This window comes from Pseudomonas sp. EU05-FHT14B02, from assembly GCF_058791055.1.
This window is the reverse complement of the sequence record NZ_JBYTDD010000017.1, coordinates 29,304-44,246: the sequence shown is the minus strand read 5'-3', so window position 1 is coordinate 44,246 and position 14,943 is coordinate 29,304. Positions and strand designations below refer to the sequence as shown.

13 protein-coding genes are annotated in these 14,943 nt (G+C 62.9%); all 13 read left to right on the top strand.

Translation table 11 applies throughout. The annotated features are described in order from the left end of the window. Position 1 precedes the first annotated feature (1 nt). The 13 genes from paaH (at position 2) to paaZ (ending at position 14,943) form a co-directional block, all read left to right on the top strand. Complete coding sequence (gene paaH / locus AC3WTM_RS16745; protein WP_102672797.1) at positions 2–1,519, top strand: 3-hydroxyacyl-CoA dehydrogenase PaaH; 1,518 nt, start codon at positions 2–4, stop codon at positions 1,517–1,519. After that, positions 1,512–1,961, top strand: coding sequence for a hydroxyphenylacetyl-CoA thioesterase PaaI (paaI, locus tag AC3WTM_RS16740; RefSeq protein WP_102672798.1), 450 nt, complete (start codon positions 1,512–1,514; stop codon positions 1,959–1,961). The genes paaH and paaI overlap by 8 nt, the downstream gene beginning before the upstream one ends. Beyond that, the gene (gene pcaF, locus AC3WTM_RS16735) at positions 1,954–3,165 is read left to right on the top strand and encodes a 3-oxoadipyl-CoA thiolase (protein WP_102672799.1); all 1,212 of its coding nucleotides are present in this window, start codon (positions 1,954–1,956) and stop codon (positions 3,163–3,165) included. Before paaI ends, pcaF begins: the two co-directional genes overlap by 8 nt. A gap of 99 nt (positions 3,166–3,264) precedes the next feature. Next, entirely contained in the window at positions 3,265–4,590 is a 1,326-nt protein-coding gene (gene paaK, locus AC3WTM_RS16730) for a phenylacetate--CoA ligase PaaK (RefSeq protein WP_057713982.1), read from the top strand. Between the two features lie 999 nt (positions 4,591–5,589). Next, the gene (paaA, locus tag AC3WTM_RS16725; RefSeq protein ID WP_102672881.1) at positions 5,590–6,579 is read left to right on the top strand and encodes a 1,2-phenylacetyl-CoA epoxidase subunit PaaA; all 990 of its coding nucleotides are present in this window, start codon (positions 5,590–5,592) and stop codon (positions 6,577–6,579) included. A 139-nt stretch (positions 6,580–6,718) separates the two neighbouring features. Beyond that, positions 6,719–7,000: a 1,2-phenylacetyl-CoA epoxidase subunit PaaB gene (paaB, locus tag AC3WTM_RS16720; RefSeq protein WP_007943393.1), complete on the top strand. Its 282-nt coding sequence runs from the start codon at positions 6,719–6,721 to the stop codon at positions 6,998–7,000. Positions 7,001–7,008: 8 nt separating this feature from the next. Continuing rightward, positions 7,009–7,770, top strand: a complete 762-nt coding sequence (gene paaC, locus AC3WTM_RS16715; RefSeq protein ID WP_102672880.1) for a 1,2-phenylacetyl-CoA epoxidase subunit PaaC — start codon at positions 7,009–7,011, stop codon at positions 7,768–7,770. Then, positions 7,757–8,290, top strand: coding sequence for a 1,2-phenylacetyl-CoA epoxidase subunit PaaD (paaD, locus tag AC3WTM_RS16710; RefSeq protein WP_102672879.1), 534 nt, complete (start codon positions 7,757–7,759; stop codon positions 8,288–8,290). Before paaC ends, paaD begins: the two co-directional genes overlap by 14 nt. 34 nt (positions 8,291–8,324) lie before the next feature. Next, the gene (gene paaE / locus AC3WTM_RS16705) at positions 8,325–9,401 is read left to right on the top strand and encodes a 1,2-phenylacetyl-CoA epoxidase subunit PaaE (RefSeq protein ID WP_102672878.1); all 1,077 of its coding nucleotides are present in this window, start codon (positions 8,325–8,327) and stop codon (positions 9,399–9,401) included. Positions 9,402–9,576: 175 nt separating this feature from the next. Then, positions 9,577–9,885, top strand: a complete 309-nt coding sequence (locus AC3WTM_RS16700) for a DUF485 domain-containing protein (RefSeq protein ID WP_007978006.1) — start codon at positions 9,577–9,579, stop codon at positions 9,883–9,885. Beyond that, complete coding sequence (locus tag AC3WTM_RS16695) at positions 9,882–11,528, top strand: cation acetate symporter (RefSeq protein ID WP_102672877.1); 1,647 nt, start codon at positions 9,882–9,884, stop codon at positions 11,526–11,528. Before AC3WTM_RS16700 ends, AC3WTM_RS16695 begins: the two co-directional genes overlap by 4 nt. A 34-nt stretch (positions 11,529–11,562) precedes the next feature. Beyond that, the gene (locus AC3WTM_RS16690; protein ID WP_102672876.1) at positions 11,563–12,816 is read left to right on the top strand and encodes an OprD family porin; all 1,254 of its coding nucleotides are present in this window, start codon (positions 11,563–11,565) and stop codon (positions 12,814–12,816) included. A 57-nt stretch (positions 12,817–12,873) separates the two neighbouring features. Continuing rightward, positions 12,874–14,943, top strand: a complete 2,070-nt coding sequence (gene paaZ / locus AC3WTM_RS16685) for a phenylacetic acid degradation bifunctional protein PaaZ (protein WP_102672875.1) — start codon at positions 12,874–12,876, stop codon at positions 14,941–14,943.

Below are 14,943 nucleotides of genomic sequence, written 5' to 3'. Positions count from 1 at the left end.
CATGACCGCATTGAACACATCTGCACGCATCGCCGTGATCGGCGCCGGGGCCATGGGTGCCGGTATCGCCCAGGTGGCGGCCCAGGCCGGCCATCCGGTCTTGCTGCTGGACAATCGTCCCGGCGTAGCCGCCCAAGCGATTGAAGGCATCGACCGACAACTGGGCAAGCGAGTCGAGAACGGCAAGCTGTCGGCCGAGTCGCGCAGCGCCACCCTCACCCGCCTGCAAGCGGTGGAAGCCATCGAAGCCCTGGCCGACTGCGACCTGATCATCGAAGCCATCGTCGAGAACCTTGAGGTCAAACGCGCGCTGTTTCGCCAGCTCGAAGGCATCTGCGGCGAGCACTGCATTCTGGCCAGCAACACCTCGTCGCTGTCGATCACCAGCATCGCCGCGCAGCTTGATCATCCACAGCGCCTGCTAGGCCTGCACTTCTTCAACCCGGCGCCAGTCATGGCACTGGTGGAAATCGTCTCCGGTCTGGCCAGCGATCCGGCACTCGCCGAGTGCCTGTACGACACCGCCAAAGCCTGGGGCAAAAAACCGGTGCACACCCGCTCCACACCGGGTTTCATCGTCAACCGCGTGGCCCGGCCGTTCTATGCAGAAAGCCTGCGGATGCTGCAGGAAGGCGCGGCCGATTGCCCTACCCTGGATGCACTGATGCGTGAGGCCGGTGGTTTTGCCATGGGCGCGTTCGAACTGACCGACTTGATCGGCCATGACGTCAACTACGCCGTGACCTGCTCGGTGTTCGACGCTTATTACCAGGACACCCGTTTCCTGCCGTCGCTGATCCAGAAAGAACTGGTGGACGGTGGGCGCCTGGGACGTAAAAGCGGACAGGGTTTCTACAGCTACGCCCAAGGCGCCGAACGCCCGCAAGCAGGTGAAATCAGCAGCAGCGCGAGCGTCGAGACGTGTATCGCCGAAGGTAACCTTGGCATCGCCCAGGGTTTGCTGGCGCGCTTGAGCGAGCAAGGTGTCGAAGTCATCCGGCGCGACGGCCGCGGATTGCTGCGAGTGGGTGACGCCGTGCTGGCCCTGAGCGATGGCCGCATGGCCTGCCAGCGTGCCCGGGAAGACGGGCTGCGCAACCTGATCCTGCTGGATCTGGCGTTCGATTACCGCAATGCCAAACGCATCGCCATCAGCCATGCGGCAGGCATTGATCCGCTAGCCCTCGAACAAGGCGTTGCCCTGCTGCAACGGGCCGGCCTCATGGTCAGCCTGCTCAGCGACAGCCCGGCCCTCGCCGTCCTGCGCACCGTGGCCATGCTCGCCAACGAAGCCGCCGACGCCCTGCTGCAAGGCGTGGCCTCGGCCACCGACATCGATCTGGCCATGCGCGCCGGGGTCAATTATCCACAAGGGCCGCTGGCCTGGGCCGATGCCATTGGCCTGTCCCACATTCTTGAAACGCTGGAAAACCTGCAAGCCAGTTATGGCGAAGAACGCTACCGGCCGTCGCTGTTGCTGCGTCGCCGCGTCGCCGAAGGGAGAACATTCCATGACTAACCATGAAGCCATGACCCTGGCCAGTGAATGCGCGCAATCGCTGTTCCAGCGCGACGCCGCCAGCCAGGCCATGGGCATGCGCCTGCTCTCGGCCGGCCCCGGTTGCGCGCGAGTGGGCATGACGGTGCGGGCCGACATGATCCAGGGTCACGGCACCTGCCACGGCGGCTACCTGTTCGCCCTCGCCGATTCGGCATTCGCCTTTGCCTGCAACAGCTACAACGAAGCCACCGTGGCCATCGGTTGCAGCATCGACTACATCGCCCCGGCGCGCCTGGGTGACACGCTGAACGCCGACTGCATCGAGCAGAGCCGTTCGGGTCGCACCGGCAACTACGACGTGCGCATCGAAAACCAGCAGGGCCAGTTGATCGCCCTGTTCCATGGCAAATCCTACAAAGTGCGCGGCCCGGTGCTGACGCAGGAGAACCCGAATGAATGACGCCCTGATCATCGACGCAGTCCGGACCCCGATTGGCCGTTACGCCGGTGTCCTGAGCAGCGTGCGCGCCGACGACCTCGGCGCGGTGCCGCTGCGCGAACTGCTGCGCCGCCACCCGCAAGTCGACTGGAACACGGTTGACGACGTGATCTACGGCTGCGCCAACCAGGCCGGCGAAGACAACCGCAACGTCGCGCGCATGTCCGCACTGCTGGCCGGATTGCCGGTCAGCGTGCCGGGCACCACCCTCAATCGCCTGTGCGGCTCCGGGCTCGATGCCATCGGCACCGCCGCCCGCGCCATTCGCAGTGGCGAAACCGGGCTGATGCTGGTCGGTGGCGTTGAATCCATGTCCCGCGCGCCACTGGTGATGGGCAAGGCCGAGCAGGCATTTTCACGTGCAGCCGAGGTCTTCGACACCACCATCGGCTGGCGCTTCGTCAATCCGCTGATGAAAAAGACCTACGGCATCGATTCCATGCCGGAAACGGCAGAGAATGTCGCCGAACAGTTCAACATCTCCCGCGCCGACCAGGACGCCTTCGCCTTGCGCAGCCAGCAACGCGCTGCCGCTGCCCAGGCCAGCGGGCGTCTGGCCAAAGAGATCGTCGCGGTGGAAATCCCCCAGCGCAAAGGCCCGGCCAAAGTGGTCGAGCACGACGAACACCCACGCGGCGACACCACCCTTGAGCAGCTCGCCAAACTGGGTACGCCGTTCCGCGAAGGCGGCAGCATCACAGCCGGCAACGCCTCCGGGGTCAATGACGGGGCCTGCGCGCTGTTGCTGGCCAGCCCGGAAGTCGCCAAACGCCACGGCCTGACCGCCCGTGGCCGGGTCGTGGCCATGGCCACGGCTGGCGTTGAACCACGGATCATGGGCATCGGCCCGGTGCCAGCCACCCGCAAGGTGCTGGAAGTGGCCAACCTGAGCCTGGCCGACATGGACGTGATCGAGCTCAACGAAGCCTTCGCCGCACAGGGCCTGGCGGTGCTGCGCGAACTGGGCCTGAGCGACACCGATCCGCGGGTCAACCCCAACGGCGGCGCCATCGCCCTGGGCCACCCGCTGGGCATGAGCGGCGCACGCCTGGTCACCACAGCCCTGCATGAGCTTGAGGAACGGAACGGCCACTACGCCCTGTGCACCATGTGCATCGGTGTCGGCCAGGGGATCGCGCTGATCATCGAGCGTCTACCCCACTAAAGAATCGCGATTCCCAAGGAGCCGAGAGGTATCCTTGGGGCATGCACTCAAAGCCCTTGTGCAAAAGGGCTGGAACACAAAAACAATTCGAGTGAACACATGAACATGCCAATTGCCCAAGCCGTGCTGAACCCTGTGCTGGACCCGCTGGAAACCGCCAGCATCGACGAGCTGCGCCAGCATCAGCTGGAGCGCCTGCGCTGGAGCCTGAACCACGCCTACAACAACGTGCCGCTGTACCGTCAGCGCTTCGATGCGCTGGGCGTGCACCCGGACGACATCAAGTCCCTGGACGACCTGGCGAAATTCCCTTTCACCACCAAGTCCGACCTGCGGGACAACTACCCCTACGGCATGTTTGCCGTACCGATGCACGACATCGTGCGTTTGCACGCGTCCAGCGGCACCACCGGCAAACCGACCGTGGTCGGCTACACCCAGAACGACATCGACACCTGGGCCAACGTGGTTGCGCGCTCGATCCGCGCCGCCGGTGGCCATCGTGGCGACAAGGTGCACATTTCCTATGGCTACGGCCTGTTCACCGGCGGCCTCGGCGCGCACTACGGCGCCGAACGCCTGGGCTGTACGGTGATCCCGATGTCCGGTGGCCAGACCGAAAAACAGGTGCAGCTGATCAAGGATTTCCAGCCGGACATCATCATGGTCACGCCGTCCTACATGCTCAACATCGCCGATGAAATCGAGCGCCAGGGCATCGACCCGCACAAACTGGCCCTGCGCCTGGGCATCTTCGGCGCCGAGCCGTGGACCGCCGAACTGCGTAGCGCCATCGAGGCACGCATGGGCATCACCGCCCTGGACATCTACGGCCTCTCGGAAATCATGGGCCCGGGCGTGGCCATGGAATGCGCCGAAACCAAGGACGGCCCGACCATCTGGGAAGATCACTTCTACCCGGAAATCATCGACCCGGTCACCGGCGAAGTACTGCCGGACGGGCAGATGGGCGAACTGGTGTTCACCTCCCTGAGCAAAGAAGCCCTGCCGATGATCCGCTACCGCACCCGCGACCTGACGCGCCTGCTACCAGGCACCGCGCGGCCGATGCGACGCATCGACAAGATCACCGGGCGCAGCGACGACATGCTGATCATTCGCGGGGTCAACGTGTTTCCGACACAGATCGAGGAGCAGGTCCTCAAAGTCAAACAGCTTGCCGAGTGCTATGAGATCCACCTGTATCGCAACGGCAACCTGGACAGCGTTGACGTGCATGTCGAGCTCAAGGCTGAGCACCAGCACCTGGGCGATGAACAGCAGAAGGCTGTTTGCGGGGAATTGAGCCGGCATATCAAGACGTACATCGGGATCAGCTCGCGGATCGTTTTGCAGCCTTTCCACTCGATCAAGAGATCCGAGGGCAAGGCTTGCCACGTGGTGGATAAACGTCCTAAAGCATGACTGCTGCACCCTTTATGGCCCCGCTTTTTGCGGGGTTTTTTTTTGGGGGGGGCATATCCATTTTCTCGGTAATGGCGACTTATGGTTCCGCCCTGACGGCGGGTTACTTGGAAAAGCCCCAAGTAACCAAGGGCTCTTGCCCCTTTCGTTCGGTGCCTCGCCAAGGCTCGGCATTCCCTCGCTCCGGCCCTGCTCCGTGGGCCCGCCGCGATCGGCCATCCATGGCCGTACGCGGCTAACCCGGCATCCATGCCGGGTTGCCCACTGCGCAGAACCTGCGCTCGGCCTCTCGAGGGGGCAAGAAGATCAAAAGCCAAAGCAAAAGCCAAAGCGAGGCGGCCTGACAGCCGACCTGACCACAAATGAATGCGTTCCCCCTGTAGGAGCGAGCTTGCTCGCGAAAAACGCCAGGACACCGCGGGCATTCAGGCAGCCCGCGTCATCGTTGACGTCCATCGTCGGAACGCCGCCCGGAGCAAGCTCGCTCCTACAGAAGAGCAGAGCAAAAGCAGGGCTGTGTACCCCCACGCTTTTCACCATTCAACAGGCCGAGCGTTAGCTCGCCTGCAGCTCTTGATCTTGATCCACCCGCCCCCTCGGCAGGCTGAGTGGAGGCGTTCATCCGGGGACTGGCGCGCAGCGCCGTTCGACGCAGTCGAACTCATTGCATGCAGGTCGAGCGAAGCGGACCGGAGGGCAATGCCCCCGGATGAATACCGGAGCGAAGGAACCCCGAGCCTAAGCGAGGGGCCGGACGTTCGGGGCGAGCGTTTTTTTGCTTACTTTTTTTAGGCGCTTGTAAAAAAAGTGAGTCGCCGTAAGGGCGAAACACCAAGTCGCCGTTACCCAAAAAACGGATATGCACACCCACCCAAAACCCCACCCCCCAAAGCGATACAAAAAACAATTACGACACGTCATTTTGTGTTTGATATTAAATTCTGTATCGCTTATAAAGTTCTCCATGCCCCAGAACAGATTCAAGGCGGGAACTCAAAAATGTACGCACAGCTCGTAGAAACAGGCGTCAAGCGCATAAAAGACCTCTCGGAAATGTCCGAACAGGAACGCACCTTCCAGGAAAAAATCGATTCAGAAATCAAGATCGAAGCCAAGAACTGGATGCCAGATGCCTACCGCCAGACCCTGATCCGGCAGATTTCCCAGCACGCCCACTCCGAAATCGTCGGCATGCTGCCCGAAGGCAACTGGGTCACCCGCGCGCCAAGCCTCAAACGCAAACTGCAACTGATGGCCAAGATCCAGGACGAGGCCGGCCACGGCCTCTACCTGTACAGCGCCATGGAAACCCTGGGCGCCGACCGCGATGAAGAAATCGCCAAGCTGCACAGCGGCAAGGCCAAGTACTCGAGCATCTTCAATTACCCGACGCTGAACTGGGCCGACATGGGCGCGGTGGGCTGGCTGGTGGATGGCGCGGCGATCGTCAACCAGGTGGTGCTGCAGCGCACCTCCTACGGCCCGTATTCCCGGGCGATGATCCGCATCTGCAAGGAAGAGAGTTTCCACCAGCGCCAGGGCTACGAAATCCTCCTGACCATGATGCGCCACGGTAACCAGGCGCAAAAAGACATGGTCCAGGACGCGATCAACCGCCTGTGGTGGCCGTCGCTGATGATGTTTGGCCCAAGCGATGAACATTCGCCGAACAGCGCCCAATCCATGGCCTGGAAAATCAAGCGCCAGAGCAACGACGAACTGCGCCAGCGCTTCATCGACCAGACCATCCCGCAGCTGGAACTGCTGGGCTGCACCTGCCCCGACCCGGACCTGAAGTGGAACGCCGAGCGCGGCCACTACGATTTCGGCGAGATTCAGTGGAACGAATTCTACGAAGTGCTCAAGGGCAACGGCCCATGCAACCAGGAACGCGTCGCCACCCGCCGCAAGGCGATTGAAGACGGTGCCTGGGTCCGTGAAGCCGCCGTCGCCCACGCCCGCAAAAAACAAAACAAGAACGCCGCCTAAGACAACCGTACCCCCTGTAGGAGCGAGCTCGCTCGCGATGGTCGTCAACGTTAACGTTGGTTGCCTGACACCCCGCGGTGCTCGCGGGTACATCGCGAGCAAGCTCGCTCCTACAGAGCCTCAATGTGGAGTAATTGAAATGTCCGAGTGGACCCTCTTCGAAGTCTTCGTGCGCAGCAAGCACGGCCTCAACCACAAGCACGTCGGCAGCGTGCACGCCGCCGACACCACCATGGCCATCGAGAACGCGCGCGAGCTCTACACCCGTCGCAGCGAAGGCGTGAGCCTGTGGGTCGTGCCTTCGGCGTTGATCACCGCCTCGTCGCCGGATGAAAAAGACCCGCTGTTCGATCCGTCGGACGACAAGGTCTACCGCCACGCCAGCTTCTACGAGCTGCCGGCCGAAGTCGGGCACATGTGAGGTCGACCATGGACAACAAGACTGATCTGATCGAATACCTGCTGCGCCTCGGCGACAGCGCCCTGATCCAGGGCCAGCGTCTGTGCCAGTGGTGCGGCAAGGCACCGGCACTGGAAGAAGAACTGGCGCTGATGAACGTCGGCCTCGACCTGGTGGGCCAGGCGCGCAACTGGCTGGAGTACGCCGCCGAACTGCTGGACGACGGCCGCGATGCCGATCATCTGGCGTTCCGCCGCGACGAGCGCGCCTACCGCAACCTGCTGCTGGTGGAACAACCCAACGGCGACTTCGCGGTGACCATGCTCAAGCAGTTCCTGTATGACGCCTGGCACCTGGAAGTACTCAAGGGCCTGAGCCAATCCAGCGATGAACGCATCGCCGGGATCGCCGCCAAGGCGGTGAAGGAAGTGACCTATCACCTGCGCCGCTCCGGCGAGTGGGTCGAGCGTCTGGGTGACGGCACCGAGGAAAGCCACCAGCGCATGCTCGCGGCGATCCCCGAGGTCTGGCGTTTCACCGTTGAGCTGATCGCCGCCGATGACAGCGAACAGCGCCTGTGTGAAGCCGGCATCACTCCGGACATCGCCAGCGTCGCCGCGCAGTGGCAGGCCAAAGTCGAGCAGATCTTCGCCAGCGCTACCCTGCCCGTGCCGGCCGCGCCGAGCTATTTCTACCTGAATGCGCGCAAGGGTTTGCACACCGAACACCTGGGCATCCTGCTGGCCGAAATGCAGTGCCTGCCACGAGCGTACCCCGATGCAACCTGGTGAGCTGATCGCCAGCGACCAGGGCGCCCGGCCGGCACAACCGAGCGACTTAACCGCCGCGTGGGCGACCCTGGCGCAGGTCATGGACCCGGAAGTGCCAGTGGTCAGCGTGGTCGACCTGGGCATCGTCCGCGATCTGGACTGGCAGGCCGGTCACTTGCACGTGGTGGTCACCCCGACCTACTCCGGCTGCCCCGCCACCGAAGTGATCGAGAGCGATATCCGCGAAGCACTGGAACTCGCCGGATTCAAGGCGCCGCACCTGGAGCGCAAATTGACCCCGGCCTGGACCACCGACTGGATCAGCGACAGCGGCCGCGAACGCCTGCGCGCCTACGGCATCGCGCCGCCCGAGGGCAGCACCAGCAAGCGCAGCCTGCTCGGCGAGAACCCGCAGGTTGTGTGCCCGCAATGCGGCAGCGCCCACACCGAGGTCCTCAGCGAGTTCGGTTCCACCGCGTGCAAGGCCCTGTACCGCTGCGTCGATTGCCGGGAACCGTTCGACTATTTCAAGTGCATCTGAGCGGCGAATCGGCCGTCCCAGCTGGAGAACAACAATGAGCAAATTTCACAGCCTGACCATCAAGGACGTGCGCGCCGAGACCCGTGACGCGGTGTCCATCGCCTTCGAGATTCCGCAGGACCTGCAAGACAGCTTCCATTTTACCCAGGGCCAACACCTGGTGATGCGCACCCAACTGGACGGCGAAGAAGTACGCCGCTCCTACTCGATCTGCACCGGGGTCAACGACGGTGAGCTGCGCATCGCCGTCAAGCGTGTTACCGGCGGACGCTTCTCGGCATTTGCCAACGAACAGCTGAAAGCCGGGCACACCCTGGAAGTGATGCCGCCCGCCGGGCATTTCTGCGTCGAACTCGACCCGGCGCGCCATGGCAACTACCTGGCCGTGGCGGCAGGCAGCGGCATCACGCCGATCCTGTCGATCATCAAGACCACCCTGGAAACCGAGCCCCACAGCCGCGTCACCCTGTTGTACGGCAACCGCTCCAGCTCCGGTGCGCTGTTCCGCGAACAGCTTGAAGACTTGAAGAACCGCTACCTGCAGCGCCTGAACCTGATCTTCGTGTTCAGCCGCGAGCAGCAGGACGTCGACCTGTACAACGGCCGGATCAACGCCGAGAAATGCGAGCAACTGTTCAGCCGCTGGCTAAACGTCAAGGCCCTGGACGCTGCCTTCATCTGTGGCCCGCAGGAAATGACCGAGACCGTGCGCGACAGCCTCAAGGCCAAGGGCATGCAACCTGAGCGCATCCATTTCGAACTGTTCGCCGCCGCCGGCAGCGAGCAAAAACGCGCCGCCCGCGAAGCCGCCCGCCAGGTCGATGCGGCAGTCAGCCAGATCACCGTGATCAGCGACGGCCGCGCCCTCGCCTTCGACCTGCCACGCAACAGTCAGAGCATCCTCGATGCAGGTAACGAGCAAGGCGCGGAGCTGCCCTACTCGTGCAAGGCCGGCGTGTGCTCGACCTGCAAGTGCAAGGTCATCGAAGGCGAAGTGGAAATGGACAGCAACCACGCCCTGGAAGACTACGAAGTGGCCGCCGGCTATGTGCTGTCGTGCCAGGCCTTCCCGATCAGCGACAAGGTGGTGCTGGATTTCGATCAGCTCTGACCCACCGACTACTGACCCCTGTAGGAGCGAGCTTGCTCGCGATGATCGTCAACGATGACGCTGGATGCCTGATACCCCGCGGTGATTTCAGGTTCATCGCGAGCATGCTCGCTCCTACAGGGCTCGGGCCGTACCTGCTTTACACAACAACAAAAACAACAAAGGAGCGCGCGTCATGACACCCCAGGAAATAGAACTCATCCGCCAGCACCCGGATTTCATCCAGCTGGTTCGTCGCAAACAGAAGCTGTACTGGTCGCTGAGCCTGGCCATGCTGGTGATCTATTACGGCTTCGTGCTGCTGGTGGCTTTCTCCCCTTCTACCCTCGGCCAATCCCTGAGCGGCGGCGTGACCACCGTGGGCATGCTGGTGGGTGTCGTTATCGTCGGGCTGGCCTTTGCGCTGACCGGTTTCTATGTCTATCGCGCCAACAACGTGATCGATCCGCTGAATGAAAAACTCAAGCAGGAGTGCGCTCGATGAACCGCCTTTTTGCACTGTTCCTGCTGCCGCTGGCGGCTGTCACTGATGTTGCGATGGCCGCCGATGGCGTGGCCCGCCCATTGAATTGGAACGCCATCGGCATGTTCCTGGTGTTCGTGTTATTCACCCTTGGTGTGACACGCTGGGCGGCACTGCGTACCCGCTCCACCAGCGATTTTTACACTGCTGGCGGCGGCATGACCGGTTTCCAGAACGGTCTGGCGATTGCCGGCGACATGATCTCGGCAGCCTCGTTCCTCGGCATCTCCGCGATGATGTTCCTCAATGGCTACGACGGTTTGCTCTACGCCCTGGGCGTGCTGGCCGGCTGGCCGATCATTCTGTTCCTGATTGCCGAGCGCCTGCGCAACCTGGGCAAATACACCTTTGCCGACGTGGTGTCCTATCGCCTGGAACAGACCCCGGTGCGCCTGACTTCGGCGTTCGGCACCCTGACCGTGGCCCTGATGTACCTGGTGGCGCAAATGGTCGGCGCCGGCAAGCTGATCGAACTGTTGTTCGGCATCGACTACCTCTATGCAGTGATGCTGGTCGGCGTGTTGATGGTGTTCTACGTGACCTTCGGCGGCATGCTCGCCACCACCTGGGTGCAGATCATCAAGGCGGTGATGCTGCTGTTCGGCACCAGCTTCATGGCGTTCATGGTGCTCAAGCACTTCGGTTTCAGCACTGAGGCGATGTTTGCCGGTGCCACCGCCGTGCATGCCAAGGGCAACGCAATCATGGCCCCCGGCGGCTTGCTGTCCAACCCGATCGATGCGATTTCCCTGGGGCTGGGCATGATGTTCGGCACCGCCGGCCTGCCGCACATCCTGATGCGTTTCTTCACCGTCAGCGATGCCAAGGAAGCGCGTAAAAGCGTGTTTTACGCCACCGGTTTCATCGGCTACTTCTACTTGCTGCTGATCATCGTCGGCTTCGGCGCCATCGTCATGGTCGGCACCGATCCGGCGTTCCGTGACGCCAGCGGCGCGATCATCGGCGGCGGCAACATGGTCGCCGTACACCTGGCCCACGCGGTAGGCGGCAACCTGTTCCTCGGTTTCATCTCGGCGGTCGCCTTCGCCACCATCCTGGCGGTGGTTGCCGGGCTGGCGCTGTCCGGTGCCTCGGCGGTGTCCCATGACCTGTATGCCTGCGTGATGCGCAAAGGCCAGGCCAGCGAGCAACAGGAAATGCGCGTGTCGCGAATCGCCACCCTGTGCATCGGTGTACTGGCGATCGTTCTCGGCCTGCTGTTCGAGTCGCAGAACATTGCCTTCCTCTCCGGTCTGGTGCTGGCCATCGCCGCATCGGTGAATTTCCCGGTGCTGTTCCTTTCGATGTACTGGAAAGGCCTGACCACCCGCGGCGCCGTCCTCGGCAGTCTGTCCGGACTGGTCTCGGCGATTGTCCTGCTGGTGCTGAGCCCGGCGGTGTGGGTCAACGTGATGCATCACGACAAGGCGCTGTTCCCGTACTCCAACCCGGCCCTGTTTTCCATGAGCCTGGCGTTCTTTAGTGCATGGCTGTTTTCCGTCACCGACACCTCGCCCCGTGCAGCCCTTGAGCGTGGCCGTTATCTGGCGCAGTTCATCCGCTCGATGACCGGCATCGGTGCCGCTGGCGCCAGCAAACACTAAACGACGACCGATCAGTTGGCAGGGAATAAAAATAATGAAACCCGCACGTACCACGTCTTGTGAATCACTGTTTTCGCTGGCCGCCGCATTGAGTCTGCCCATGATCGCCCCCAGCGCCATGGCCGACTTCATCGGCGACAGCAAGGCCCGCATTGATATGCGCAACCACTACATCAACCGCGACTTCCGTCAGGACAACGCGCCGCAATCCAAGGCCGAAGAATGGGCCCAGGGATTCACTGCGCGCATCGAGTCCGGCTTCACCGACGGCACCATCGGTTTCGGTCTCGACGCGCTGGGCGAACTGGGGATCAAGCTCGACTCCAGTCCCGACCGCCGTGGCACCGGGCTGCTGCCGTTTGGCCCGCAGAGCCATGAGCCCGACGACGAGTACAGCGAACTGGGCCTGACCGGAAAATTGCGGGTATCCAAAAGCGTGCTGAAACTCGGCACCCTGCAGCCCTTGTTGCCAGTGGCAACTTACAACGACACACGCCTGTTGGGTTCGACCTTTGAAGGTGGCTTGCTGACCAGCCAGGAAATCGACGGCCTGACGGTGAATGCCGGACGCCTGACCAAGGCCAACCTGCGGGACTCCTCCAGCAACGATGACATCGGCTTCGGCGCCGCCACCAGCGATCACTTCGACTTCGGCGGCGGCAGCTACGCGTTCAGCCCGCAACTGAACCTGAGCTACTACTACGGCAAGCTCGACCAGATCTATCGCCAGCAATTCGCCGGACTGGTGCATACGCAACCGTTGGGCAACGGCTTCAACCTGCGCAGCGACCTGCGTTATTTCGACAGCCGTGGCGACGGCACCGAACGAGCCGGGCGCATCGACAACCGAAACTTCAACAGCATGTTCACGGTGTCCCACGGTGCCCACAAGGTCAGTGCCGCCTACCAGCAATTGTCCGGCGACAGCGCCTTTCCGTTCCTCAACGGCGGCGATCCGTACGTGGTCAACCTGGTGACTTTCAACACCTTCACCCGCGCCGACGAGGATTCCTGGCAACTGCGTTACGACTATGACTTCGCGGCCCAAGGCATTCCCGGCCTGACCTTCATGACCCGCTACACCGACGGTCGCCACGTCAAGGCAGGCACCGTCGACAACGGTCGCGAATGGGAGCGCGACACCGATATCAGCTACGTCGTCCAGAGCGGTGTGTTCAAGAACGTCAGCCTGCGCTGGCGCAACGTGACCTTCCGTTCCGGCAATGGCTTGACTACCGCCCTCGATGAGAACCGGCTGATCGTCGGTTACACCCTGGCGCTTTGGTAATTCCGAAAGGCGCGGCCGCCACCACGCCACAACCCTTCATAACCAGGAGCAATCGTGATGTCCTCTTCACCTGCACTGCATGCACCCACCCTGCAAAGCTTCATCGCCGGTCGCTGGATCGGCCAACACGGCGCGCAGGTCCTGCGCAGCGCCATCGACGGCCATGAAATCGCCCGCACCCACGAAGAGCGTCCGGACTTCGCCGAAGCCATCGAGCACGGCCGTCGCCAGGGCATCAGCGGCTTGATGGCGCTGGACTTCCAGCAGCGCGCCCAGCGTCTCAAGGCCCTGGCCCTGTACCTGAGCGAGCGCAAGGAGCAGCTCTACGCGATTTCCCACCACAGCGGCGCGACCCGCGCTGACAGCTGGATCGACATCGAAGGCGGCAACAGCACACTGTTCACCTACGCCAGCCTCGGCTCGCGGGAACTGCCGTCGGGCAACGTCGTCCACGAAGGCCCGGCGCTGCAATTGAGCAAGCTCGGCACCTTCGCCGGTACCCACATCCTGGTGCCGCGCGGTGGCGTGGCGGTGCACATCAACGCGTTCAACTTCCCGATCTGGGGCATGCTGGAAAAGTTCGCTCCGAGCTTCCTCGCCGGCATGCCATGCATCGTCAAGCCCGCCAGCGCCACCAGCTACCTGACCGAAGCCGTGGTGCGCCTGATGGACGAATCCGGCCTGTTGCCAGCGGGCAGTCTGCAACTGATCATCGGTAGCACCGGCGACCTGCTCGACCGCCTGCAAGGCCAGGACGTGGTGACCTTCACCGGTTCCGCCGACACCGCGGCCAAGCTGCGGGTCAACCCGAACCTGATCCGCAATTCGGTGCCGTTCAACGCCGAAGCCGACTCCCTGAACTGCGCGATCCTCGCCCCGGACGTAACCCCGGATGACGAAGAGTTCGAGCTGTTCATCAAGGAAGTCGCCCGGGAAATGACCACCAAGGCCGGGCAGAAATGCACCGCCATCCGCCGCGCCATCGTGCCGGCCAAGCACATTGATGCCGTGGCTACGCGCCTGCGTGATCGCCTGGCCAAAGTGGTGGTCGGCGACCCGTCGGTGGAAGGCGTACGCATGGGCGCACTGGCTTCCCACGATCAGCAGAAAGACGTGGCCGAGCGTCTGGAAAGCCTGTTGCAGAGCAGCGATATGCTGTTTGGTGCCCGCGACGGTTTCGAGCCGCGTGGCGCAAATGTCGACAAGGGCGCGTTCTTCGCCCCAACCCTGTTGCAGGCCCGCGATCCGCACGCTGAAGGTGGTGCACACGACATCGAAGCCTTCGGCCCGGTCAGCACCCTGATGGCCTACGACGATCTCGACGAAGCGCTGGCCCTGGCCGCACGCGGCAAAGGCAGCCTGGTGGCCAGCCTGGTGACCAAGGATCCGCAGATCGCCGCCAAGGCCATCCCGGTCGCGGCTGCCTGGCACGGCCGCTTGCTGGTACTGGATCGCCACTCTGCCGGCGAATCCACCGGTCACGGCTCGCCGCTGCCACAGCTCAAGCACGGCGGCCCGGGGCGTGCCGGTGGCGGTGAAGAACTCGGCGGCCTGCGCGCGGTGAAACACTACCTGCAACGCGCGGCGGTACAAGGTTCGCCGACCATGCTGGCGGCGGTCACCGGCGAGTACGTGCGCGGGGCCAAGGTCATCGAAACCGACGTGCATCCGTTCCGTCGCCATTTCCAGGACCTGCAGATCGGCGAGTCGCTGCTGACCCATCGCCGCACCGTCACCGAAGCAGATCTGGTGAACTTCGGCTGCCTGTCGGGCGACCACTTCTACATGCACTTCGACGAGATCGCAGCCAAGGAATCGCAGTTCGGCAAGCGCATCGCCCACGGTTACTTCGTGCTTTCGGCAGCGGCCGGGCTGTTTGTTTCCCCCGCTCCGGGGCCGGTACTGGCCAACTATGGCCTGGACACCTTGCGCTTCATCAATCCGGTAGGCATCGGCGACACCATCCAGGCGCGCCTGACCTGCAAGCGCAAGATCGACCAGGGCAAAAAGAGCCCGCAGGGCATCCCGCAAGGGGTGGTGGCGTGGGATGTGGAGGTCACCAACCAGTTGGGTGAGCTGGTGGCGAGCTATGACATTCTGACGCTGGTGGTCAAACGCGAAGAGTGA